20 protein-coding genes are annotated in these 25,448 nt (G+C 53.8%); 4 read left to right on the top strand and 16 right to left on the bottom strand.

All coding sequences use genetic code 11. The features are described 5' to 3' along the window. Positions 1-86: 86 nt before the first annotated feature. The 7 genes from AAIG11_RS11970 to purR form a co-directional block, all read right to left on the bottom strand. Positions 87-1,046, bottom strand: coding sequence for a peptidylprolyl isomerase (locus AAIG11_RS11970; protein ID WP_343186477.1), 960 nt, complete (start codon positions 1,044-1,046; stop codon positions 87-89). 228 nt (positions 1,047-1,274) lie between these two features. Further along, the gene (gene mfd, locus AAIG11_RS11965) at positions 1,275-4,844 is read right to left on the bottom strand and encodes a transcription-repair coupling factor (protein ID WP_343186476.1); all 3,570 of its coding nucleotides are present in this window, start codon (positions 4,842-4,844) and stop codon (positions 1,275-1,277) included. Then, positions 4,841-5,554 carry an aminoacyl-tRNA hydrolase gene (pth, locus tag AAIG11_RS11960; RefSeq protein WP_343186475.1) on the bottom strand — a complete coding sequence of 238 codons (714 nt, stop codon included), beginning with the start codon at positions 5,552-5,554 and terminating at the stop codon, positions 4,841-4,843. Before pth ends, mfd begins: the two co-directional genes overlap by 4 nt. 92 nt (positions 5,555-5,646) lie before the next feature. After that, positions 5,647-6,594 (bottom strand): ribose-phosphate diphosphokinase, encoded by a 948-nt coding sequence (locus tag AAIG11_RS11955; RefSeq protein WP_343186474.1) that lies wholly within the window; start codon positions 6,592-6,594, stop codon positions 5,647-5,649. Between the two features lie 33 nt (positions 6,595-6,627). Continuing rightward, entirely contained in the window at positions 6,628-7,983 is a 1,356-nt protein-coding gene (glmU, locus tag AAIG11_RS11950) for a bifunctional UDP-N-acetylglucosamine diphosphorylase/glucosamine-1-phosphate N-acetyltransferase GlmU (RefSeq protein ID WP_343186473.1), read from the bottom strand. Positions 7,984-8,312: 329 nt separating this feature from the next. Then, positions 8,313-8,633, bottom strand: coding sequence for a septation regulator SpoVG (gene spoVG, locus AAIG11_RS11945; protein WP_343186472.1), 321 nt, complete (start codon positions 8,631-8,633; stop codon positions 8,313-8,315). Positions 8,634-8,869: 236 nt separating this feature from the next. Then, complete coding sequence (gene purR / locus AAIG11_RS11940) at positions 8,870-9,700, bottom strand: pur operon repressor (protein WP_343186471.1); 831 nt, start codon at positions 9,698-9,700, stop codon at positions 8,870-8,872. A gap of 298 nt (positions 9,701-9,998) precedes the next feature. Here purR and murC point away from each other — a divergent pair, with 298 nt between their 5' ends. Then, positions 9,999-11,600 (top strand): UDP-N-acetylmuramate--L-alanine ligase, encoded by a 1,602-nt coding sequence (gene murC / locus AAIG11_RS11935; RefSeq protein WP_343186470.1) that lies wholly within the window; start codon positions 9,999-10,001, stop codon positions 11,598-11,600. Between the two features lie 179 nt (positions 11,601-11,779). Here murC and AAIG11_RS11930 read toward each other — a convergent pair whose 3' ends face one another. The 6 genes from AAIG11_RS11930 to AAIG11_RS11905 all read right to left on the bottom strand — a co-directional run bounded on the left by AAIG11_RS11930 (position 11,780) and on the right by AAIG11_RS11905 (position 18,721). Next, positions 11,780-14,068 (bottom strand): stalk domain-containing protein, encoded by a 2,289-nt coding sequence (locus tag AAIG11_RS11930; protein ID WP_343186469.1) that lies wholly within the window; start codon positions 14,066-14,068, stop codon positions 11,780-11,782. 30 nt (positions 14,069-14,098) lie between these two features. Continuing rightward, positions 14,099-14,689, bottom strand: a complete 591-nt coding sequence (locus AAIG11_RS11925; RefSeq protein WP_283408774.1) for a hypothetical protein — start codon at positions 14,687-14,689, stop codon at positions 14,099-14,101. Positions 14,690-14,844: 155 nt separating this feature from the next. After that, positions 14,845-15,774, bottom strand: coding sequence for a hypothetical protein (locus AAIG11_RS11920; RefSeq protein ID WP_283408773.1), 930 nt, complete (start codon positions 15,772-15,774; stop codon positions 14,845-14,847). 237 nt (positions 15,775-16,011) lie between these two features. Next, positions 16,012-17,556, bottom strand: a complete 1,545-nt coding sequence (locus AAIG11_RS11915; protein WP_343186468.1) for a WG repeat-containing protein — start codon at positions 17,554-17,556, stop codon at positions 16,012-16,014. A 37-nt stretch (positions 17,557-17,593) separates the two neighbouring features. Beyond that, a complete protein-coding gene (locus AAIG11_RS11910; protein WP_283408771.1) occupies positions 17,594-18,346 on the bottom strand; it encodes a hypothetical protein in 753 nt (250 codons plus the stop codon). A gap of 12 nt (positions 18,347-18,358) precedes the next feature. Next, positions 18,359-18,721, bottom strand: coding sequence for a hypothetical protein (locus AAIG11_RS11905; protein WP_343186467.1), 363 nt, complete (start codon positions 18,719-18,721; stop codon positions 18,359-18,361). A gap of 254 nt (positions 18,722-18,975) precedes the next feature. Here AAIG11_RS11905 and AAIG11_RS11900 point away from each other — a divergent pair, with 254 nt between their 5' ends. The 3 genes from AAIG11_RS11900 to AAIG11_RS11890 are packed head-to-tail and all read left to right on the top strand — an operon-like array spanning position 18,976 to position 22,692. Continuing rightward, positions 18,976-20,469, top strand: a complete 1,494-nt coding sequence (locus AAIG11_RS11900) for a cell division protein ZapB (RefSeq protein ID WP_343186466.1) — start codon at positions 18,976-18,978, stop codon at positions 20,467-20,469. After that, positions 20,466-22,007 (top strand): hypothetical protein, encoded by a 1,542-nt coding sequence (locus AAIG11_RS11895; RefSeq protein WP_343186465.1) that lies wholly within the window; start codon positions 20,466-20,468, stop codon positions 22,005-22,007. The genes AAIG11_RS11900 and AAIG11_RS11895 overlap by 4 nt, the downstream gene beginning before the upstream one ends. After that, positions 21,985-22,692 (top strand): response regulator, encoded by a 708-nt coding sequence (locus AAIG11_RS11890; protein WP_343186464.1) that lies wholly within the window; start codon positions 21,985-21,987, stop codon positions 22,690-22,692. The genes AAIG11_RS11895 and AAIG11_RS11890 overlap by 23 nt, the downstream gene beginning before the upstream one ends. A 307-nt stretch (positions 22,693-22,999) precedes the next feature. On the opposite strand, the gene AAIG11_RS11885 is transcribed toward AAIG11_RS11890, so the two are convergent. The 3 genes from AAIG11_RS11885 to iadA all read right to left on the bottom strand — a co-directional run bounded on the left by AAIG11_RS11885 (position 23,000) and on the right by iadA (position 25,389). After that, a complete protein-coding gene (locus tag AAIG11_RS11885; RefSeq protein ID WP_343186463.1) occupies positions 23,000-23,542 on the bottom strand; it encodes a hydrolase in 543 nt (180 codons plus the stop codon). 31 nt (positions 23,543-23,573) lie between these two features. After that, positions 23,574-23,966, bottom strand: a complete 393-nt coding sequence (gene gloA, locus AAIG11_RS11880) for a lactoylglutathione lyase (protein ID WP_343186462.1) — start codon at positions 23,964-23,966, stop codon at positions 23,574-23,576. Positions 23,967-24,246: 280 nt separating this feature from the next. Then, positions 24,247-25,389, bottom strand: coding sequence for a beta-aspartyl-peptidase (iadA, locus tag AAIG11_RS11875; protein ID WP_343186461.1), 1,143 nt, complete (start codon positions 25,387-25,389; stop codon positions 24,247-24,249). Positions 25,390-25,448: the final 59 nt, after the last annotated feature.

Raw genomic sequence — 25,448 nt, 5'->3', positions numbered from 1 at the left:
GTCAGTCATCGGTCCGGTTTGTCTGTCTGCTGCCGGATGCTTTCTTCAGTTCTTTCCCGCAACAGGTTTCACCTGTACGCGAGTCTTTACAGACTCTCCCGGCGCTGAACCTCTGCAGACTCTCTGAGGGCTTCGATATGAGCCATCAGCTGGTCTTGTTGCAGCTGGGAAATGATGTACTCTTTCGCTTCTTCGAAATCATCAGTTTCGTTGATACGCTCATTTACCAGAATCAAATGCCATCCAAACTCTGTCTGCACCGGTTCGCTGATGTCACCTGCTTCCATGCTGAAGGCAGCATTTTCAAAGGCGGGTACCATTTGCCCCCGGCCGAAGGATCCCAGGTCTCCCCCCTGTGCCGCCGAAGGGCAGGTGGAATGCTCAGCTGCCAGCAAGGCAAAGTCTGCGCCTTGATCCAGCTGACTTCGCAGCTCACGGGCTTTTTCCTCTGTGTCTACCAGAATATGGCTGGCAGCCACCTGGTCGAAGGTGAAGAGATCGGGGTTGGCATCGAAGTAGGCCAGGGCATCTTCATCTGTCACTTCAATATGCGACAGGTAGTGGTCCTGAAACTCCATCATCAGCAGTTCTTTTTCCATTTCCCGTCGAAAATAGGTTTCATCGATGTTGTTTTGCTCCATGAAATTCATCAGTTCTTCATCGTCTTTAATGAAACCCATGAACATTTCCATGGTTTCATTGAACTCTTCCTCATTCAGGGCGATGTCATGGGAAGCTGCTTCCTGCAGAATGATTTCTGTGAAAATCAGTCTTTCCAGCACCTGTTCCTTGATGGTATCCAGCAGGGTCATGCCTTCTTCGTTGTCAGGTTCATCAAAGAACCCGGGACCCATTTCCATCTCATAGTTCATTTTCATCAATGCCAGGGTGTTTTCAAAATCCTGGTTGGAAATGGGTGTCCCATTCACCACAGCCACAGCATCTTCAGGAATTGCCGTTTCACCATTCCCACCGCAGGCCGTCAACAGCAGGGTAACTGCCAGCAGCACCAACAGGAGGTTGACACCCTTCTTACGCTGCAGCATTCTTTTCTCTACATTTAAAATCAATCCATTCAGCTCCTTTTAAGTTCTTTCCAGCCACCCGACTCATGTGCTGTTCAGCGCCAGGTCGAATAATTGCAAACTGGTTGATCCTTCACCCATGTATACGGTAAAAGGACAGGTTTCGTTTCATCTGCTACAGGTTATGTTGTTCATCATCCGGTTATGCTGTTCATTATACAGGAAATAGGTGCATTTGGATACGGTGAATCACGCTGCCGCGTCTCCTGAAAGGATCTCCACAATGGCTGTCAGTTCCCGCAGCAGCTGGCTTGCGTCTCGTATGACAGCTGCCTTGTAGGTGAAATAGGGCTGTTGGCCGGCATTGAACTGAATGCGCCGACCAAAATCATGAATGACTCTGGCCAATGCTTCCGGGTTCAGGCGCAGCCCTGAGCCAAACTGAATGCGAATGGTGTCGTCTTTCTGGGAAATCTGGCTGATGCCCGCTTTCAGCGCCATGGCCTTGAGGGCGGAAACGGTCACCAGGTTGCGTACAATGCCTGGGATATCCCCAAACCGGTCTTCAATTTCATTTTCAACTTCATACCGGTCTTCGATGCTGCGTATGGCAGCAATTTTTTTATAAATATCAATTTTGTGACCGGCATTTCCAATGTACTCTTTGGGAATGTAAGCATCCACGTTGAGCTCAATGGCGACCTCCGGTTCGGCTTCAACAGTTTCACCCCGGGTTTTCTGCATGGTTTCCTCCAGCAGTTTTACATAGAGATCGTACCCAATGGCGGCCATGTGGCCATGCTGTTCGCCTCCCAGCAGATTGCCGGCGCCCCTGATTTCCAGGTCACGCATGGCAATTTTAAAGCCAGAGCCAAACTCAGTGAACTCCTTGATGGCCTTCAACCGTTTTTCTGCCACTTCCGACAATATCTTGTCCCGCTGAAACATGAGGTAGGCATAGCCCTGACGAGTGGAGCGTCCCACCCGTCCCCTCAGCTGATAGAGCTGGGAGAGGCCCAGCTGGTCGGCGTCGTGAACCAGTATGGTGTTGGCGTTGGGAATGTCCAGTCCGTTTTCGATGATGGTGGTGCATACCAGCACATCGTAGTGTCCTTCATAATAGTCCAGCATCACTTTCTCCAGTTCAGTTTCGTTCATCTGCCCGTGACCAACGCCAATGCGCAGCTCCGGGAACCTGTCTGCCAGCTGATTGGCGATGGTGTAAATTCCCTCCACCCGGTTGTAGAGGTAGTACACCTGCCCGCCCCGGGAGGTTTCACGGAGAATGGCGTCTGCCACCAGAGACGGGTTCCATGCCACCACATAGGTTTGCACCGGGAAACGTTCCTCCGGCGGGTCTTCGATGACACTCATGTCCCGAATGCCGCTCATGGCCATGTGAAGGGTGCGGGGAATGGGGGTGGCGGTGAGGGTGAGCACATCCACATTGGCTTTCAACTGCTTCAGCCGTTCCTTATGCTTCACCCCGAAACGCTGTTCTTCATCCACAATGAGCAGGCCCAGATCTTTAAAAGCAACGTCTTTTGACAGCAGGCGGTGGGTGCCGATCACCACGTCCACCAATCCGTTTTTAATGTCTTTCATGATTTTTTGAATTTGGGTGGGGGTGCGGAAACGGCTGAGCATTTCCACCCGCACCGGAAAGGGAGAAAACCGTTCCCGGAAGGTGTTGAAATGCTGCTGAGCCAAAATGGTGGTGGGTACCAGCACGGCACACTGCTTGCTGTCGGCGGCACACTTGAAAGCGGCTCTGAGAGCCACCTCGGTTTTGCCATAACCCACATCGCCACAGAGAAGACGGTCCATGGGGCGTTCTGCTTCCATATCTGCCTTCACTTCTTCAATGGATTTCAGCTGATCCGGGGTTTCCTCATAGGGAAACAGGTATTCAAACTGCTGCTGCAGCTCTGTGTCCGGCGAGAAGACGTACCCCTTCTGCCGGTTCCGCTTGGCGTAAAGCTCCAGCAGATCGTCGGCCATGTCTTCGATGGCTTTTTTGACCCGGCTCTTGGTTTTGGCCCAGTCGGCACCACCCAGCCGGTTCATGCGGGGTGTTTTGTCTTCCGCTCCAATGTATTTTTGAATCATATCCATCTGATCGGTGGGCACATACAAATGATCGGCACCGGCATAACTGATTTTCAGATAGTCCCGGGTGATACCGTCCACCGTCAGGCTTTCAATGCCTTCGTACCGGCCAATACCGTGATTTTCGTGCACCACAAAGCTGCCGGGTTTCAATTCAACAAAGGACTGAATGGCACGGCCGTCACGGCGGCGGGGTCTGGTGGTTTTCTTTTTATGGGCGCCAAAAAGCTCATAATCTGACAGTAGCAGGTACTGGCATCCCACATATTCAAATCCCCGGTGAACACTGCCTGGGAGAATGGTCACCTTCCCGGACGGAAGGGCTTCGGAAGTGATGGCAGCGCTGTCTCCGGCGCCTCCGCCGGTGTTCCCGGCATCACCTCCGGCGAGATACTGCACCGGCAGTCCGGCTTCCCGAAGCGCATCTGTCAGTTTCAGTGCTTTTTCCTTGGTGGCCGCCAACAATACCAGGCGATACTGTTTTTTCACAAGATTTCTTAATTCGTCGAAAAGCCAGTTCATTTTCCCCTGAAAGCTGGGAACACTGCGGGTGACAAAATTCACCACTGTCTGCGCCGGAAACTCTTTTTCGCTTCGGGGAAGCAGGTGGAGTGTCACCACTGTTTTTTCCCTGATTTTAACCACCAGCTCTGAGTAGGTGAACAGACAATGAGCCTGTATGGGCAGCACCTGCTGCCTTTCAAGTAATACGGTGAAATGTTCCTTCCACTCATCCATTGCTCCTTCGGCCCGGCTGCGCAACCGCTGTGGCTCGTCCAACAGTACCAGACTGCCGGGCATCAGGTAGTCCAGCAGAGAGGCGGCCTTTTCGTAAGCCAGATCCTGCAGGCCCTCCATGTCATGAGGCACCCGGTTTTCTTCAAGGCGCACCACTAAATGGGCGCACCGTTCCGACGGTTCACAGCCTGCGGCATCACCGCTTCCCGGACGGGACTGGTTCTTCATCCGTTTCAGGGTGTCCACCACCCGCCGGCGGTCTTTTTCTTCCAGGATCCATTCAGTGGCAGGACTAATGGTGATGGCACTGATTTTATCGATGGATTGCTGGGTGGCCAGATCAAAATAACGGATGGAATCAACTTCTTCATCAAAGAGTTCAATTCGACAGGGGGCCGTTTCCACCGGCGAAAACAGGTCGATGATATCACCACGAATACTGAACTGACCTTTTTCCTCCACCTGGTCGGCGCGCTGATAACCCTGGGCCACCAGCATGTGCAGCATGGTTTCCCGGGGAATGGTTTCGCCCACGCGGAAGGTAAGCTGCAGCCGTCGAAAAAGGGCGGGAGGCGGTAATTTCACAAAAAGAGCGTCCATGGAGGCCGTGATCACGGCGGGTTGCTCTGCCGCCAGAAATGCCAGTGTTTTCAAACGCTCATCACCCGTGCTGACACTGCTGGCTTCCGTCTCATACAGCACTGGTTGACGGGAGGGAAAATGATGAGCCTGGGCACCCAAATAAAAGCTCAGGTCCTCCGCCAGCTGGCGGGCCTGAACTTCTGTTTCAGTGATCAGCAACAACTGTCTGCCCCGATGGAGTTGCAGGGCGGCGGCCAGATGGGATTTTTGGGAATCAACAAGCCCATAGACCCCCAGAGTATGTTCTTTGGTTCTTAAAGCGTCGGTGAGCTGCACAAACTCCCTGGATTGCTGGAGTGGCTGCAGCGCGACAGAGGCAGATAAATTCATGGCTGATTCGCTTCCTTTTCCTGTGCCGATTCGTTGGCCGGTTTTTCCTGTACCGGCTCTTCCGGTTTCCGGTTGTACCGGTTCATGGCCATTTGAATGCCTTCTTGCACAAAGCATTGGGCTGCTTCCGCCGCCGTGGTTACTGCATCCCGCATCACCGGAATTTCCTCCGGTGTGAAGCGGGCCAGCACAAAGCTGGCGGCATCCTGCCACAGGGGCTTGCCGATTCCCACCCGTAAACGGGGAAATTCTGTGGTGCCTAGATGCTGAATGATGGATTTCATCCCATTGTGAGACCCGGCACTGCCTTTCTGGCGCAGCCGGACCTCCCCCGGTGCAAAATCCATGTCGTCGTACACCACCATCAACCGGTCCGGTGTCAGTTGGTAATAGCGCATCCAATGGCCGATGCTTTCGCCGCTGAGGTTCATATAGGTTTGGGGTTTCACCAGTAATACTTTTTCTGATCCCACCCGAATTTCGGCAAAATGGGATTTGAATTTTTTCTGGTTCACCGCCGTTTGTTGGCCTGCCGCCAGGGCGTCAATCACGTGAAACCCGATATTGTGGCGGGTGGCATCGTATTTGCCGCCGGGGTTACCCAGTCCTGCTATGATGATCATGGTTGGTTCCTCCTGAAAGACGTTGAGGATCAGCCCGTTCTGCAGGCTGATCCTGGGAATGAGTCGATGATAGGCGGTCTTTGCCATCAATGCGTGCATCACCGGTGTCACCGGTGCTGCGTTTATGGTTGAAGCTGCGGCATTGAAAACAGATGACTCGGGATGATGCATCCTGGCAATTAATCAAAAAGGGTGGAAACCGACTTGTTTTTATAGATGCGGCTGATGGCTTCTGCAAACACAGGTGCCACTGTGACGGTTTTAATTTTATCCAGTTGTTTTTCCGGTGGCAGGGGAATGGTGTTGGCGGCCACCAGTTCAGTGATATCAGAGTTCTTGATACACTCAATGGCCGGTCCCGAAAATACCGGATGGGTACAACAGGCATAGACATCCAGAGCGCCAAACTTTTTCAGGGCCTTGGACGCTTCAGTGATGGTACCGGCGGTGTCGATCATGTCATCCACCAGAATGGCGGTATACCCCTTGATGTCCCCGATGATGTTCATCACCTCTGCCACGTTGTCTTTGGGGCGGCGTTTGTCAATGATGGCAATGGGTGCTTCCAGGTATTGGGCGAAGTTTCTGGCCCGGGTGACACTTCCCATATCCGGGGAAACGATCACCGGATTTTTCAGCTTTTTCTTTTGAAAGTACTCCACCAGAATGGGCACTCCCAGCAAGTGATCCACGGGAATGTTGAAGAATCCCTGAATCTGGGAAGCGTGGAGGTCCATGGTGAGGATGCGGTCGGCACCGGAAACGGTGACCAGGTCGGCAATGAGTTTGGCTGTGATGGGATCCCGGGCCTTGGCTTTTCGATCCTGGCGGGCATACCCGTAGTAGGGGACCACCGCCGTGATACGACCAGCCGACGCCCGTTTCATGGCATCGATCATAATCAGCAGTTCCATCCAGTGTTCATTCACCGGCGGACAAGTGGGCTGCACCACGTAAACGTCTGCACCGCGGACGGTTTCGTTAATGTTGACGGCAATTTCACCATCACTGAAGGTGCTGACCAGCGCCCGTCCCAATGGGACACCCAGCTCGGTGGCGATTTCTGCCGCCAGCTCCGGGTTGGCGTTACCGGTAAAAATCTTGATTTCATTGCCACTGGTATTCATGAGTACACAATTCCTCCTTAGGGATGTTTGGGATCAGGAGCGCTTGTTCCAGCCCTGAATGTTTCGCTGACGCTGCCGGGCGATGGCCAGGGCGTCTGCGGGCACGTTTTGGTTGATGGTGGAGCCGGCGGCCACATAGCCCCCCTTTTCCACCACCACCGGGGCCACCAGATTGGAGTTGCTGCCGATGAAGGCATCGTCCTCCACGATGGTCCGGGATTTTTTCCTGCCGTCATAATTCACAAAGACAACCCCACAGCCAATGTTCACATTCCGGCCCACATCGGCATCGCCGATATAAGCCAGATGGGCGGCCCGGGAATCATCGCCGATCACTGATTTTTTAACCTCAACAAAATCGCCGATACGCACCCGCTTCCCCACATGGGTTTCCGGGCGCAGATAGGCGTAAGGGCCGACGGTGGTGTCATCATCCACAAATGCCTGGCAAAGGGTTGAGTGGGTAATCTGCACACGATTTCCCAGGGTTGCGTCGGTTAATCGACTGTTTTGACCGATGATACAGGTTTCGCCGATGGTGGTGTTGCCCTCCAGCATCACACCGGGTTCAATAAGGGTATCCCGGCCGATGGTGACTTCCGGGCCTATGTAAGTGTTTTCAGGATGAATCAAGGTTACACCTGCAGCCATGTGGGCTTCATTAATGCGCCGCCTGAAAATACCTTCCACCTGGGCCAGCTGGGTTCTTGAGTTGACTGCCATGATTTCCTCTGGGTCCGTCAGAAAGTGAACCCCTACCCGCTGCCCCGATTCACGCAACAGTGCCAATGTATCTGTCAGGTAATACTCCTGTTGCCGGTTGGCATTGGAAAGCTGGGGAAGCACTTGCAACAGTGCTTTTCCACTGAAGCAGTAGGTGCCTGAATTGATTTCATCAATTTGCTTTTCTTCATGACAGGCGTCTTTTTCTTCCACAATGCCCAGCAGCTCCTGCCGGTCATTTCGGAGAATGCGCCCATACCCGAAGGGTTGTGACAGCCGGGCAGAAAGTACCGTGGCTGCATTCTGACGTTGCTGATGTTCCCGGGCCAGGGCTTCCAGGGTTTCGGGCCGAAGCAGGGGGGCATCACCACACAGCACCAATACCAGCGCATCGGGTTGAATCAGGTGGGCTGCCATTTGAACGGCATGGCCTGTTCCCAACTGCTGTTCCTGGAGCACACTGGCTGTGCCGGGAGGAAGTACTGCCTTCACTTCGTCCGCTCCGTGGCCCACCACAACAATCAGATGATCTGCCCCTGATTGCTGTGCCCCTTCCAGCACATGGAGCACCAGCGGTTTTCCGACTGCCTGATGCAGGACTTTGGGAAGGGCTGACTTCATCCGGGTGCCTTCACCGGCTGCCAGGATGATAGCTTGTTTTTTCATTCAGTCACCTCTTTAAACGCTTTTTGCCGAGGCGGTTTCACCTCGGCTGCTGAATCGTCACATCATGCTCTTTAGGGGAGATGGAATCACCCCCTTCTTAGTTTACCTGATTTTCCTGCAGGAAGAAAGGACTATTTACCGGAAAAACCCGAAAAAATAGAAAGAAAACCGCAGAACCCGGAAATTTGTTCCCAGTTCTGCGGTGTTATATGTTTTCATCAAATTGCCGGCTTTCGGAACGTGCTTTTCCGGAAGAAGCCGTCCGTGCTGCACCTTTGCCTGATTCAGGCCTTTTTCTGTCTGTATCCACCGGGGATCAACCTTAACAGCTAAATGCCCGGGTCCTCTCCCATGTGACCGGACTCTCCCTCCCCTGCTGACTCGGCTTCTTCCTCATCGTTCATCTGTTCATACTTGACAAAAATCGCATCCTGAATCTTGTTCCGCGTTGATGAGTTGATGGGGTGGGCAATATCGCGGAAATCACCCTCTCCCATTTTGCGGCTTGGCATGGCGATGAATAGCCCGTTCTGCCCTTCGATGATTTTAATATCATGCACCACAAATTCATCGTCGAAGGTTACAGAAACGATGGCTTTCATTTTACCTTCCGCTGCCACTTTTCGAATGCGTACGTCGGTTACTTGCATCTGTCCTTCACCACCTTCCCGCAGTCTTCTTTCCAGTGTCTATCCAGCAAGTGCATATGCCGATGCTCCTGGTGGAAGGATTGTTGCACCTCTTTCAGGAAACGGCTATTTTAAAGGCTTGCAGCGAGCACCTTCCCGGTGCAGCGGGGGATCAGCACGCCGCTTGCTTTCAAAATCTGAGTTGTGACAGCTGATTCACTCCGGCCGCCACCATGGTTGATACGTATTACTTGGCGTTACTCCTTCCAAAGCGCTTCATTGGGAGAAATCAAGACTTCACCCGTTTCTTCATTCACAGATTCCAGATACAGCAGAGGCGTGCAGGGGCCGCTGCGTTTCTGCCGGGGTTCACGGGTGGCCATGAGCACCCCGCTGCCCACCACACGGGCGTCAAATTCTTTCATTAAGTCATGCATGCCCCTGGCGGTACCGCCGCCCCGCATGAAATCATCGATCATCACCACCCGGGAACCAGCAGGAATCGCCCGCCTGGAAAGTACCATCTGCTGGATGGTGCCCGTGGACCCGGAACGATAGTTCACACTGATGGTGGAGCCTTCAGTCACCCGACTGGTGCGCCGCACGATCACCAGGGGGCGATTCACCAGCCGGGCCGTCATAAAGGCCAGGGGAACCCCTTTGGTTTCCACGGTAACCACCATATCTGCTTCTTTGAAATCAAGGTGTTGGGCCAGCATCTCCGCCATGGACTGAACCATATCGGGTGAACTGATGAGATCGGTATAGTAGAGGTATCCCCCGGTGAGAATCCGTTCAGGCTTGATCAGCTCTTCAGTCAGCTGCTGCAAAAAAAGCTGCTGGGCTTCCCGGGGCATCCGGGGAATCAGCCGTATACCACCACCCGCTCCCGTGGCCGAATGGATCTCCCCGATTTCCAGGGATTCCAAGGTGCGCTTTACCACACCCAAATCTTCACTGAGGGCTGACTTCAGGGCATCCAACTGCTGACTGAAGGTTCCCAGACCAAACTGACGATTGGGATGATTGGTTAAAATACTGGTCATGGCAGCAATGCGTTCACTGCGCTTGTATCGTGACTGGGACATGGCACTTCTTCCTTCCTGAAAAAATGAACGTTTCCATTTTTTTATTCCATTTTATTCGTTTTTTCAGGATTCGGCAAGTGGACGGCCCGGAAGATAAAATATCACAAAGCAGTCCGGGTTCCCTTCGTGTATAATAAGGGAAACACCACAAAAAAATACGGCAAAATCTTACACAGTATATACCCTGCTGACCAGCATTCAAACAACCTGGCATTCACGTTTTGTCAGCTTTTGTAGTGAACCTCGCTCATTCAGACCCTGAAAACAACTGATGAAATCAGAAAGGACGATCCACCCCATGCTGACGCCTACACCCAACCACAACAAGGTTTCCCTCGCAATGCCCGAAGTCCATGAACTGCCTGCCACACTTGAAGGCGTAACCCATGTGCATCTGGTGGGCATCGGCGGCATCGGCATGAGCGGTTTGGCTCATCTGCTGCTGAAACAGGGCCTTCAGGTATCCGGTTCAGACCGGAGTGATTCTCCCATCACCCGGCGGCTGGCCGCCGAAGGAGCCCGCATTTTCACCGGCCATCACGCCGCCAACCTTCAGCAGCCCGACTGGCTGGTGTATTCTGCCGCCATCCCCGCCGACAACCCGGAGCGGGCAGCCGCGAGAGAAAAGGGTATTCTGCAAATGGACCGGGCAGCCCTGCTGGGCATTCTCATGAAACAGTATCCCCATTCCATTTCTGTTGCCGGCAGTCATGGAAAAACCACCACCACGGCACTGTTGGCCATGCTGCTGGAATGGGGCGGTCTTGATCCCACCATTTTGGTGGGGGGCGAGCTCGATGCCATCGGCGGCAATGTGAAGGCCGGCGGCGGTTCGGTGATGCTCACCGAAGCCTGCGAATATCAGGGCAGCTTTCTCCGGTTTCCCGCCCGTATCGGGTTGGTGCTGAACATCGACCTGGACCACCTTGATTACTTCCCTGATCTGGCGGCCATTCAGGCAGTCTTTCGCCAGTTTGTGCGCCAGCTCCCCTCCGACGGCCTGCTGGTGATGCCTGCCAATGATACCAACAGCCAATTTCTGGCTCAGGAAGCTCCCTGTCGGGTGATCACCATCGAGGTGGATCCCCCGCCAAATGAACTTGCCCCCCTTGCCCTGTCCGACGGCTCTCAGCAGCTTCAGGCTGTGGCTCTGGCCCCGCTGCCAGGCGGCTGCTGGTCTTTCAGCCTGCTGAAAAACAGGACTGATCTGGGCCGCTTTCACTTGGGAATTCCCGGCAAACACAATGTGCACAATGCCCTGGCTGCCCTGGCAGTAGCCCTGGAGCTGGGAGTGGAAATTCACCGTCTCCAGGAACTGTTGCCCCGTTTCACCGGCATCCACCGCCGTTTCGAAACCCACGGCCACTGGGCGGGGGTGACAGTGGTGGACGACTACGCCCACCACCCGGCAGAAATCACCGCCACCCTGGCAGCCGCCCGCACGTTGCTGGAAGAAGCACCCCTGGCAGGGGCACCTCTGGCAGAAGCTTCTCTCACAGCGACGGCGCCACCCCTTTGCCCCGACACCACACACCACCGCATCGTTTGCATTTTTCAGCCCCACACCTACACCCGCACCCATGCCCTGCTCCATGATTTCGCCCAGGCACTGGCTCTGGCAGATGTGGTGGTGGTCACCGAGATTTATGCCGCCCGGGAGCCGGATAACGGTCTGGTGCACAGCCGGGATCTGGTGGATCTGGTCTCTGCCAGGGGCACCCATGCCAGCTACTGTCCTGATTACCAGGCTGCTGCCAGAACAGCCGCCGCCGCCGCTGAACCCGGTGACCTGATCATCACCATGGGTGCCGGGCCGGTGAATGAGGCAGTACCCCTCATCAGTGAAGCATTACTCGACAGAACTCCCAACGCTGACACACCTGACCCGCTTTCATATTGATGAATTTCCATTGATCCTGCAGTAACTTTTCTTCACAACCAACCCTCGATTGTTTGAAAAGACAGCATTTGATGGGCAGTCAAACGCAAACCGGCAGCATCAGAACACTTCTTCTGATGCTGCCGGTTTTTTGAGTGATTCACCATCTCTTCATTTTACTGATTCTTGACACCGACTGCTTACTCCGGCTCCCAAATAGCCCGGAGGATAAATTCTCCGGCACCCGCCGGCATGGTAATGGTTTCTCCCAGCTGATACGGGGTTCCTGAACCATCGCTCTGGGTGTTCCATTCTTTCAGGGTGAATCCTGCTTTGGTCCAGCCATCACCATCAAACAGAGTGAAAGCGGTTCCCACTTCAACAAAGCTTTCAAGACGGCTCTGGCCCGGCTCAGTGCCGTAATAGCGGGGGCTTCGAAAGCTTTTCCAAACGGCATACAATGTCACATCACTGTTCCCCATGGTCATATAGTGGTAGGCCGGTCCTATCAGCCAGGCTTCGCCGCTGCCATCCGCCGCCCGGTTCCACCCTGAAAAGGAGTAGGTGACGCTGCCATCCACTTTTTTCATTCTTTCAGGCTCGACAAACGCATTCCAACGCAACCGCACTGTTTCCCCTTCATAGTACTTGCCTGGATCCACCGGAGGCGTTCCCGCGGTATTGCCGTTGCCATCATAAAACACCTGATAACCCGGTCTTACCTCCGCCGGTATGGTGGTACTTGCCATGACTTCCGTCGACTGGGCATCATAGAAAGTCACTTCAATATCATGGTTGCCCGCCTGCTGAAAAGAAGCCCGAAAAAGGGTGGTATCGTTGGCGACAGGAAAGCTGCCCGAAGCGGGAAACCGCTGCAGAATTTGGATCCAGTCGCCACTGCTGTGCTTGAATTCCAGCATACTGCCAAGGGGCATGGTGAACATGGCGTATGTCGCTTTCCCCGTATCATCATTTCCCACCATACTGAGCTCAAACTCCCGGGTGTCTCCCACAGGAAAAATCGGCACGGTAGCAGCATCCACCGTCATTCCCACTGTTGGTGCAGGTGCCACCGTCACGTTGCACACCGCTTTTTTGGTTCCGTCTCCCGATGCAGTGGCCGTGATGGCGGCACTTCCCGGTGCTACAGGTGTCACCACTCCATTGGCCACCGTTGCCACACCAGCGTCACTGGTGGACCAAAGCACACCTTTGTTGCTGGCGTTGGCAGGCGTCACAGTGGCAGTTAATGTGCCCGACACACCCCCAGCCACCAGCGACAGAGTGCTCGGAGATACCTGAACGCCACTTACTGCAATGGTTTCAACCTGTCCAGTACCGCCGCCACCGCCACCACCGCCGACAGCCGGAGCCGCAGTGGTTGGCGCGGTTGTCTGGTTTCGCTGCTGCTCAACCGCTTCTTTACCCGTTCCTTCAACGGTGCCAATGTTACCCGTTGCTGTCATGGTCAGCGTGTCGTTGTTCACCATCAGTTTTTCCACCCGGGTCTGCGGCGATAAGGTCAGCGACCCTTCTGCCGCAGAGGCAGTGACCACAATGTCACTGATGCTGGTGTCACCAGCAGTGGTGATGATGACGCCAGCTGCCTCCACCATCAACAGGTCAAAGGATCCTTCAAGAATCAGCTCCTGGCCGGCAGCATCTTCCGCGAGAATGATTTCCAGCCCATGAGCATCCACTGCCACAATGCGCACTGCTTCACCGTTGCCCGTCTTCACATATACCTGCCAGTATTGGCCGCCATTGATATGAATACTCTCCGCACCACCGCCATGAATATGGGTGCTGCCCCATACCCTAAGCTGGTTCAGCGTCACCGTTCCATCACCGACCCGTTCATCAATCACCAGTTCTCCCGTGATTTCATAGTTTTGCAGGGTGACTCCCGTCGAAGCCACCACCACGTTTCCTTCAATGGCTTCTATTCCAGTTTCCGGGCCATATACCCCCGGCGTATCGAAGACCTTGACTGCCTCCAGTGCTGGTTGATTCACCGATGCCCCAGGCATGAAAAGGGCTCTTCCGCCGGCAGCATCCCACTGGTAGGGAATATCCAAAGCAGCCGCCAGCCGTGAAACAGGAATCATGGTACGTCCAGGCGGAACAATCACCGCTTCGGTATCCATGACCATGAACAGCTCATCGTTCTTCATCAAGTTTCGGGAGCCAATCACTAGTTCAATCTGATCCGACCCCTTTTCCACTGTCACCCGGCGGGCATTGGCGTCCCAATGAACATCTGCTCCCAGGGCTTCTGCCACAAACCGTACCGGCACCATGGTGCGGCCCTGCTGAATATAGGGCACCGCATCTGAAGCCTGCCAGATACCATCCACCGTATAGCCGGCTTCTCCCATGGTGAAGGCCACTGTTGTCGCTCCCACAGAAGAAACCGTCAGGGTGATCACCAGCAGGACACCCAACAAACATCTGAAGATTTGACATTGAGGTTGCTTATTTTCATGCATGGATTTTCTCCTTTCCATCAAAACTCCCCGCTATTTCAGTTCAATGGTGTCCAGCATGCCAAACATCAGGTCTTCTGTAGCTTCATCGGCACTGCTGTGCATGGCCAGTCCAATCTCAATTCGCTCACCATCTTTCACCGCACTCATTTTAAACTGTTGGCTGCCGTACATTTCAAAAACGGTGGAGTAGAAGGTAAGTCCCCAGTGTTCGAAGGTTTCAACAGGTGAACCATCGTAGTCGGCAGCCAGACCCTCCATGGCCTTCTCTGCATCGCCGTCACTTAACCCACTGCCCCTTACCCACACTTCCACCGCATTATTCCCCTGGTAAGCCTGAAGCCCGCCACTGATGTCCATCACATTCCAGCCATCAGGGATCACCATGGACACTTTTTCAGTCTCATAACGCTCTCCTTCAATGGGCGGCCCGAAGAGTTCGCTGCCCGGACCGTCCACATCCGCCACCGATTCAGCCTGGGCCGGCGGTTCCGGCGCCTGGGCTTCGTTACCCCCAGAACCACCGCAGGCAGTAAGCATGAGCACCAATCCCAGCATCAAAATCAGCATTCCCCTGCCTCTGCGACTCATTAAAACGTCATTCCACCATTTCATTTGTTTCATTTGTCTCAACCTCCCTTTCCTGATCCCTTCTCATATTCGCTACGCTTCCTTCTATCACGACCCATTCATAAGGTCGTGTGACCTCAACTGTTTTTTTCACGCACCCATGCCCGCTTTTTCAAAGATAGGCGGGCACCTTTAGGCCGCTTGGCATCTTAAGGCAGCCTGACATACTCTGATCGGGTATAGAAGACTTCGATGACAATGGTGTTGGCATCAACGACACGCACCTCTGTTTCAAAGGAACTTGATTCATTTTCAAACTCAGCTGTCAGCATGTTCCCGGCCGTTTTCCAGGTGCCGCCTATGGGCTCATCCTTTTTCCAGGATCCCGTGTGCCAGGTTTCTTCGCTGTCACCGGCACCCGGTGTGGCATAATAAGTCATGGCAGATCCGTCTTTCTCGAATGTCAGCACACTTCTTTCCACCATTACATTGGAAGGTTCCTTCATCCATGATCCAATTAACAGCTCTTCAAGGGGGGCATCAGCACTGACGGCCTGACTGCCTGATTCAGAGGCCGCAGCAGGTTGATCACCCGTTGCAGCGGGTTGACTCCCGGGTTCATCAGAAGAAGCCTGGTTCAGACTCAGAACAATGTGAAAAACCACATCTTCTGCCGTGCCTGTAATGTCTCCCCCGCCGGTCAGGGTCCACCCTGCTTCCGCTTCGTCATATTCAAAGGTGCCGGTCCACTCAAAGGGGTCTCCCCAAAGGGTTCCGGTCAATATGAGACTCTTGTCGACCACAGCCGCATTCAGTTCAGGGCCGGCAAGGTCATCGACAAAATACAATTCTGCCGCACCTTCACTGTCGTCGGAAAGGGAAAGAATCAAGCGGCTGTCCAGCGTTAACCCTTCCATCTCCTTGTATGCCTCGGCATCTGCCCCGCTGATTTCTGCCAGCAATTGGGTCCCTGTCCATTCACCTGAAAAATCAATGGTTTGATCCTTCTCTTCCGCTTTTGCTTCCGTTTCCGCTCCTGTTTCCACTTCCGCTTTTGCGCCGCAGCCAGCGGCCGCCACCAGCATTACCAAAATCAGAATCAGCAGTGTTTTTCCTGATTGATATGTGACTGTACGCATCTCATCCTCCTTTATCTTGAGCGTTACCTGATTCAAAGCGTTACATGATCCAAAACCATTCACCATCCAACAATCATCCACTTCCGTATAGACTACCACGACTACCGCGCGTTGGAACATGGTACCTCACCGGCATTGACACATCTGTCCTGCGCGCATTCCATACACTGACGCAATGGGACAGGGTATCCCTGTCTGCATCCGATGGAAATTGATGGCATCTGATGAAAAATCATGTTACGACTTTCTTTTCAGCCACATCCCCGTTCCCGTTACCAGTACCATCAGCACAAGACCAGGGATCAGCCAGCCCACAAGTCCAGATTGTTTTGTTAATGAGTGATTGTTCGCTGTTTCATTTCCTATATCGACATCATTCCCTTCGTTTTTCTCATTTTCTTCATCAGATCTATTTGTCGTGTCTGGCGTTACCGTCACCGAAGCTGCTGCCACCCAGTCCGGTGGCAGCACCACTGGTGCGTAGTCGCTGACAAAGGCTCCCATTTCCAGAAACACCGGATCGATGACCCACTGGCCCCACATATTAATGGCCCCCCAGCGCCTTTCAGTGTTCATCACCGGGCACAGCCCTTCGTTAAAGCTGCCCGCCATGGGAAAAACCGGATCAATGACCATCGCTCCTTCCAGATCAATAAATCCAACAACCTGCTGAAATTGCTCATGGTTAATTTGACTGGTTTCGTCGGTGAACATCATCACCCCGCTCAGACCGTTCCGAAAACCAAAGACCTGCTCGTAGGGTCCGCTAATGACCAACCTTCCCGAAAGATCGGCGTATCCCTGGGTGCCGTCGGCGGCGATCACCGGCAGCATCCCATAGCGAAAGCCTTCTCCCCGGTCGGCATTGAAGTAGAGAAGACCTTGTATGGGGGGTTCCAGGGGAATTTCCCTGCCATCCAGGGTGACGATGCAGTGGTCTCCGCCCCGGGAAGCGACCCCATAACCTTCATAAAAATCGGAAAGGGTATCGTAGTCTTTCAGCCACAACAGGTCACCCTGCCGGTTCACCAATCCGTGACTGTCATAGAGCCTGACCACGGCTACCCCTTCCACAAAGGAGGATACCCAGTCATACTGAGGCGGTACGATTTCTTCACCTTCAAGATTCACGAAACCCCACTGCAGCAGTTCACATACCGGTGCCATGCCTTCCCGAAAATCACCAGCCAGGTAGTATTTGAAATGGGTGAGCAGACTGCCGTCTGGGCGAAGAAAACCATAGGCCGGGTCTTCCGCCAAGGTTTCACCCAGGTACACTGAGGCCCAGGCAGCTCCTTCCCTGAATGACCCACCTGCGTCGTAGATGGGTTCGATCACCATTTTTCCCTGGGGGTTGATCCACCCCCATTGCTGAAACCATTCGTCCAGCGCCACTGCTGCCAGGCCTTCCGAAAAAGGCTGGGCCAGGGTGAACTGGGGTGCAATGACGATTTCACCTTCCATATTCATGTATCCATAAAGCCCTGAATCTGTTTCCCTCACGGGAATCAAGCCCTCCTGAAATCCTTCCCGGGGGTCATTTTCCAGTGTCGGCCCGTCCGGGTCTGCCTCCAACACGTATCCGTCAGGCAGAGGAATCACCCGGCCGCTGCGATGAACCAACCCATTGTACTCTGCGTAGCCCCAGGCTTCTGCGGGAACTGGGGCAGCAAGAAGCACCATCATCACCAGCGTCAACGCCAACACTTTTAACCTAAAAACCCTCAACGCTGCCGTTCTCGGAAGGTTATGCAGGCTTTTTTGATACAGCTGTTTCAACATGGCTGTTCCCCTCTTTCAACACTTACACACCCAGCAGTTATACACCGTGCATGGCCTTATTTTTGTTGCCTTCATCTTCAGCCCCAGCCGGTGCCTCATCTGATGCTGTCAGCCTGGCCAGCACTTCCGACCAGTTTTCCGCCAATGTCACCAGCGCCGCCACATCTTCCGGCTTTTCGATGCCCCAGTTGAGAAAAAGGCCGGTTTCATCACCACCCAGAAATACTGGCTGCCGGGCTGCCGGCAGTTTCCCAGCCCAGACTGGCAAGGCCTGTGCGACAATTTCCAGTAAAGGGGCCAGTCTTTCCGGCGCCTTTGCATACAGCCTGTACCGCGGCTCCATTCCCTTTGGCCATGCAGCCGGTTTCAGAACCCCCTCTTCCGGGTGTACGCCGTAGTTTTCCAGCAGACGGCTCATCATGCCTGCCGGCAACTCACTTCCCGGGTCTGGAATCATCATCACCGGAACCTCACTGAACTGTTCCAGCACCAGCCGCGTATAAGCCGGCAGTGTCCGCTGCCCTTTTAGCTCCATTTTTCCCCTTGACTCAAGACGCCACGAAGTCCCTGCGGCTGTGACACCTTCCAGCGTGAAAAGCCTGTTGCGCTCTTCGGGATGTTGATGATCCACCACACCGCCTCCTTTTCCAGGGTAAAAGTGCCACCCCCTGGCGGCTGCCAGTTGCGTCAGCTGCTGATCCCTGTCTTTTTTGCCTTTCATCAACCGCCAGGCCATGAAGCCGAAGCCGAAGAGAAACAACAGTGGAACCAGCAGGTCTGTCATTCTCATACCTCTCACTCCTTATCTTCTTTCCACAGAGAGTCCTTCGGGTTCCAGTGCTTGCATCATGGCTTTCACCGACATCATGCCGTTATCAATTACCAGATTACCCGCAGTCGTTTCCAGTAGAATTTTCTTTTTCAGCATCTTCTCTTCTGCCGTAATACGGCTCACGCTCTTTCGGGGAATGCACAGCATCTGTTCCGCATCATTCCCATATTGTTTAAAAACGCCCATGCGCACCACTGATTCCAGGGAAATAAGATACTGGCTTTTGAAATAGATGTGTGCATCGGTGATGACCAACTCTCCCAGCATTCGGTTTCCCTCCACCAGCAAATTGGTGGTCCATTTGCCTCTCTCTTGTTCTCCCTCTTGCAACATGATAACCCTCCTCTCAATCTGGGCCCGTCTCTGAATCACTTTCAGTATAGACTGCGGGTTTCAAGGCTGTCGATTCACAACTGTCATCGAAACTGTCACACAGAATGTCATCAATGTTGTCACTTCATTTCCCCGGCAGATCCCTGTGATCTGTAGCCATTGCAACGGGCTGGTGTTGACTTTATCGCTCTGTCAATGAAAGATTGAATGTTTTTTCATTTTTCTGGTATGATGGATATAAAGGGGGTAACCGTATGCACGGCGAATCTGTTCACCTGTTGTCGGATCTACTCTTCCTGAAAAGCCTCTGGCTCGTGACTCTCCTGATCCTTGTCACGGTGACTGCCACTGTGGTTCTCTTTCGTTTGCAGCGAGGGGTTCTGTTTGATACTTTTTTCTTTCTGTCATGCCTGCTGGGCTTCTGGCTCTTTTTCCGCCTGGTACAGCTGGTGCATCCCACTTTAATCGCCTATCCCCTGCGGCCATGGATCGACACCCTCTGGACATTGCCGCTGTTCTATCACTCTTTTCAGGGCTGGCGCCTTATTTCCCGCCGGCATGTGAGACAACGCCTTTTGTTTCCATTATTCTGGTGGTTTTTTCCCTGCAGCTGGTTCCTGGTATCTCTTTGGACACTGCCACTGCCTGAATCCGCCTCTCCTCTGACTGACCCGCTGCTGGCGGCAGTCACCCTGATGATTCTTGTGCTGGTGCCCCTGCTGCTGAAAAAGACTTCTCTTTATCGCGAAAAAAACCTTGATAACATCATTCAAGCCTTCCCCCTGGCAGCGGTGGTGACCGACACCAGCGGTTGCCCCATCCATTACAACACCTATTATGAAGCACATTTTCAGGCAGTGTCCCGCCTCAACCCGAAACAATTGAAATCCCTTTCCCTGCAACCGGAATCCACCTTCACCGCCGAAGGACTTTGGGAAAAAACAGGTCTGACGCCCCTTGATCCAACCGCCGCCTATTCACTGCGTGTGCAGCCGGCAGGCCCCGGCTTTGTGCTGGCGTTGGAAAACATCACCCTTCCCCGCCTTCAGATTCAGCAGCTTCATGAGAAAACCCGAAATCTGGAACAGGTGAACCAGCTGTTGAAAGTCAGTCTTGCCGGCACAGCCGACCAGGCTGCCCAGCAGGAGCGGCGTTTTTTTCTGCGAGAAATGAACCAGTTATTGCGGCACGAGCTCACCGACCTGCACGAAGCCGTTGCCGCCTCTCTCAACACCAAATCAGCTGGGGCTTTTCACCGGCAGGTCATTCAGGTGCGCCTGCAAGCGATTCATTGCCATCAACTGCTGCGGTTATACCTTTACCGCGTCAGATCCAGTCTGTTTCCCCTGCGTCACCTGGCAGCCCTGATGCAGGCGTTATGTCAGGCTTATCTCCCCCTGGGACTTGCCATTGACCTGATCCCCACCGGCAGCCGATCCATGCCGCTGCGACAGGCCGAATGCCTTTATCGCTGCCTTTTTGCATGCTTACAGGCCCTCGTTTTAGAGCTGCATCCTTCATCTCAAGACGACACCGCACCCATTCCCATCATGCTGCAATTGACTGCCACCCCCCAGCACCTTACTTTGCTGTTAATGGATACGGCTCCCCGTTCCCACGCTGCAGAAAGCAACCTGTTATTACCGGATTTATTCTGGCTGATGGATGGCACGCTTACCCGCAGCGGCGGCAGTGATGTGCAGCGAACCACCCTCTCACTGCCCCTGAAAGCCGGTGATGATTCATGATCTGGCTGATTCCAATGCTCACCCTCACCTGTTTGGCCTCCTTCATCGGCGTCGTTTTCTTTCATAAGCTTTTTTCAGCCGCAACGCCTTTTTGGCCCGGCATGTTGCTGCGAATCGGCTTCTCTGTGCTGCATCTTTTCTTTTTACTGGAAATGCTGCAGCACCGGTTTTCCATGCCTGTCACACCGCTGGCCCCCGCCACCGTATTGCCTCAGATCAGCACCTTCCTGGCGTTGGGAATTCTATTCCTCTATGCTTATTATCTCTTCTGGATGAAAACATCCCCCCAGGCGGCTGCGCCAGTGTATGCCCAAACCCTCTGGTGGGGAGCCCTCATGATTTTTCCCGGTGCCCTCTATGCTCTCCTGACCTGGCTGCGTCATCCGGCGGTGATCAACTCCGGCGTCATCACCCTGCAGGCTGCTTCCCTTACAGGGCTGGCGAGTGCCGGTTTTGAGGCCGGCCTTTTTCTGCTGTCCCTGGCGCCTTACATCAAGCAGCATTTCACCCCACTGGCCCTGCGTCAGTTGATTGACCGCCTCTATCAACCTGTGGCCGTCACCGACTCCCGTGATCGAGTTGTCATGGTAAACCCTGCTTTTGAAAGACTGGCCCGCCAGCTTCATACCACTTCTTCCGACGATCACTGGCCTTTGTTTCTCGACCGGCTGACAACACAGCCTTCCGGCAGTTTTCATGTACACACACGACCGCTGGCAGCTTTCTCAAGGTCCAGCCACGTACACGTAATCCAGGATCTGCGCAGCTTTGTCACTCGCGCCCACCAGCTGGAGCAGCTGAATGAAGAGTTGTCTCACAGTAACCGGATTCTGAAAGACTTGATGAGCCGCCGCTTTGACATTGCCCGAAATCAGGAACGGCAGGTGATGGTCCAACAGATTCATGATCGTCTGGGCCAATGCATTGGCTTTGTGGCCGCCGCCGCCGATACCGCCTTGCAGGAGATGCCCCATGACCTGGACAAAGGAACCCGGCGGATGGAAAAAGCCCTGGAAATGCTCCTTGCCTTTGATGAAGAAACCCTGAACACACCCATGCCCCAGCACTTTTGTCAGGAACTGACCACCCTGGCTGCCATCTATCGGGAGATTGGCATCAACGTTCATCTTTCCCAACTTCCAGAGCTTCTCCCCGCACCCATTTGCCACGCGTTGACAGAAGTCTGCCGGGAGGCCTTCATCAACGCCGTCTGTCACGGCGCTGCTCACCAGCTGGAAGTGACTTGTGAACAAACAGCTGAATCCCTGCATTTCATGATTCGGGATGACGGCCACAGCACAACTCCCCTGGAGGAGGGGATGGGGATCAGCGGCATGCGCCGCCGCATCCACCAGCTCAAGGGCCAGCTGATTCTGAAGCCATCTGCCCAGGGCTTTACCGTCAAAGTGACCCTGCCGCTGGAATCAGCACCAACAGCATCACCATCCCCTTCACCCCATCACCAGACTGCCGTTGGTCGGCAGGCCGTTTTTGAAGACGAGAGGAGCCATGCATATGATTCGCGTTGTGATCGTTGATGACCAGACCCTTTTTCGGGAAATGCTTCAGGAAAACCTACAGCGGGATTCCCGGTTTCAGGTGGTGGGGAATGCCTGCAACGGCGAAGAAGCCGTTGCACTGTGCCGTTCACTGGTACCGGACCTGATACTGATGGACCTGCAAATGCCCCTGATGGACGGTGCCGCCGCCACCCGGTGCATCAAAAAAGAGCACCCGGAAATCCGGGTGCTGGTGCTCACCACCTTTGATGATGAAGAAACCATGCTGCCGGCATTAAAGGCCGGCATTGATGGCTACGTGCTGAAAACCACCTCAGGCAATGATCTTTTTTCTGCCATGGAGAACTGCATGAAAGGCTTCAAAGTGCTGGACGAAAGCGCTTTTACACGACTGGTTGACGCCGACACCGGGGGTGAACCTTCGACAGCAGCCAGGATGGGCGACACCGATGATCTTTCATCTTCTGGTGACCCTTCTTTGCCACCCACTGAATCCCTGCAGGAAAAAAATCCAGAATTCTCCGTCATGGAACTGAACATTTTGCGCCTGCTGCTGGAGGGCTATGACAGCGAATCCATCGCCAGGCAGCTCTATATTTCCTATGGTACCCTGCGCAACTACATCTCCCGGATGCTGACCCGCCATGGGTTTCGGGACCGGGTGCAGCTGGTGGCTTACTGCGTGAAAAAAAAATATTTGTAGCAAGAGAGCTCGCCGAAAACTTCTATCCGCATCATCAAAGCAATTTACCGCATTGAAGAAGATATAACATACGTGATCATCATAGCTATCAGGTATTCTCCAGGTGATTTCTGATACGAATCCCTTCGCCGCGAATGCTTCTCTCTGTTTTCAACAACTCGCATTTCTTGTGCGCATGTCTTTTTTTGACATCAAAAGAGGCCCATCACTGGCACAAGTCGGTGGCAGGCCTCTTTTTTTCTTCGATGAATGAATCCTCCCAGAGCGAGTCCCTTACATTGAGATTTCTTTCCCCTGGAAAAAAGATTTATTTCACCAGACGGGAAATAGCCTTAAACTCATCGGTTCCCGCCACCCGGCACAGCTCAAAGAGAATGGACTCGGCGGAGGAAATCACCGCCCCCTCCTGAGCCATACGGCGCAGGGCAATGGCTTTGTCTTCCGGTTTTCGGGAAGACACGCAGTCTTCAATGACCACAGGCTGATAGCCGTTTTCCACCAGGTCCAGCACTGTCTGCAGTACGCAGACATGGGTTTCAATGCCAAAGAGAATCACGGTTTTTCGTCCCGTTTTCCGAAGTTTCTCTTCGAAGGCGGCATCGTCATAGCAGGAAAATGCCATCTTTTCCAGTGCCTCATCGGTGTTCACCAACTCCTGAAGCGCCGGCAGGGTCTTGCCCAGGCCCCGCACATACTGCTCTGTTACCAGCACTGGTACCCCCAGATGCTGCAGGCCCTTCACCAGCATCACCTGCTTTTGAAGCACCTGGTCCATTTCATGAATGTGGGGCGCCAGTTTTTCCTGCACATCAATGAGCACGCCCACCGCCTGATCTTTTTGTACGCGCATGTTTCTCCTCCTTTACAGTTTCACCAGAAGATCATGCTTCCGGCTGAGCCCGAATAATTTCCACATCATACCCGTCGGGGTCGGTGACAAAATAATAACGGGGCGGGCTTCCCGGCAGGCCCATGAGCTTGGTCACCGGATATCCCATTTGTTCATGCCGCTCACGGGAAGCCTCCAGATCATTCACCGTCATAGCCATATGACTGAAGCCATTGCCCACTTCGTAGGGCTCTTCTCTGTCGTAGTTGTAGGTCAGTTCAATTTCAAAATGCCCGGCTTCGTCACTGAGAAACACCAGGTCAAAATCATGCTCGGGAAAAGACTTCCGACGGGTTTCCTTCAGCCCCAGTCCTTCGGTATAAAACTTCAGGGATGCCTCCAGGTCTTTCACCCGCAGGCAGGTATGCACCAGTTTATACTGCATGTCATCACACCTTTCCAGTTCTTTTTGTCTCGTCCGGTCAGCCGGATCAAATCAGTCCTTCTGCCTTTCATTGTATCACGAAAGTGATGGCAGTAAAACACCGCCGGCGAATGCATCAGGCACTCTCCGGCGGCAAACAAGTTGCGAATATAGACTATGATGGATCACCAATGGCTCAACATCCCATGTTAAAGAATGGCAGATGCCATTTGAGGTTGAAGACAAAGGGCTTTGGCCCGGCCAGCTGACTCCAATCTTGTTTGAACTTTGTAAGTGCCACTTAAACTTCGTAGGTGCCCTTCACCAGACAGTTGCCTTCATGCATCATCAAACGGCCTCTGGCAATGACAGACTCCAGTTCCATATCGTTGTTCACCAACAGCAGGTCGGCGTCTGCCCCCACCGCCACCCGGCCTTTGTGTTGCAAGTACAGGGCATTTGCCACGTGAATGGTGAAAAAGGGAAGGGCTTCTTCAAGGGCGAATCCTTCTTCAACCACCAGGTACCGCAACGACTCCCAAAAACTGGACACCTGAGAAACCCCAATCTTCAGCATGACCCCTTTTTCGTCGTAAGTGGACCAGCTGCCGTAACCATCAGAGCTGATGGTGATGTTCTCCAGAGGCACCTGCTTCTCCCGGGCCATTTGAATCACCCGGTGGGCCGGCCATTCCTGGTAGGTGCCGCAGGTGATATCAATAATTCCCCCGTTTTTGGCAAATTCAAGGGCCTCTTTAAGCAGACTTTCAGCCCGGTTCACATGGGTGGGCCGAATGGTGGTAATGGGAATATCGGTGGTTTCCAACACCTCTCTGATCATTCCCATTCCCCTGCGACCGCTTCCCATGTGGGCGATGAGGGCTCCCGCTTTGCCGGAAAGCATGCCGGCGGTGCGCACATCAGACGCCAGGCGGGCCAGCTCTGCCGGTGTGAGGCTGGAAGAACGGTGGTCTGAAAGAGCCACCTTGCCACCGATGATTTCGTCGATAAAAACAATATCTTTCCGAACAGACCCAGTGAGGGTGACACTGGGATATTCATAAGAACCGGTGTGGGCATAAGCGGTGACGCCCTCTTCCTTCAAGGCTTTGGCCTTGGCCACCAGATTTTCCACGCTGCGGGTGGAAGCGTCGGTTCCCAGCAGGCCCACCACAGTGGTGATGCCCGCCTCCACCAGCCTGGAAAGGGTGATTTCAGGCACCCGGGTTTTAAAGCTGCCTTCACCACCGCCACCGGTGATGTGGACGTGCTGGTCGATGAGCCCCGGCATCAGTCGTTTGCCGGCACCGTCAATCACCATCACATCCGGGTGGTTCAGTTCAATGGCTTCGCCCATCAAGAGAATGGTTTCGCCGCCCAGAAGCACGTCCTGCACTCCCTGGAAGGCTGGTGCGTAGATGGATGCTTGTTTGATTAAGATCATGGCTATGACTCCTTTAACACCAAAGTCTTTCCTTGGGGAAAGCCGTTGTTCATCGGGGA

Source organism: Anoxynatronum sibiricum (assembly GCF_039414295.1).
GTDB classification, from domain to species: Bacteria; Bacillota; Clostridia; order Peptostreptococcales; family Tindalliaceae; genus Anoxynatronum; species Anoxynatronum sibiricum.
Note: the sequence above shows the minus strand (reverse complement) of the source record. Positions and strands in the feature narration are given on the sequence as shown.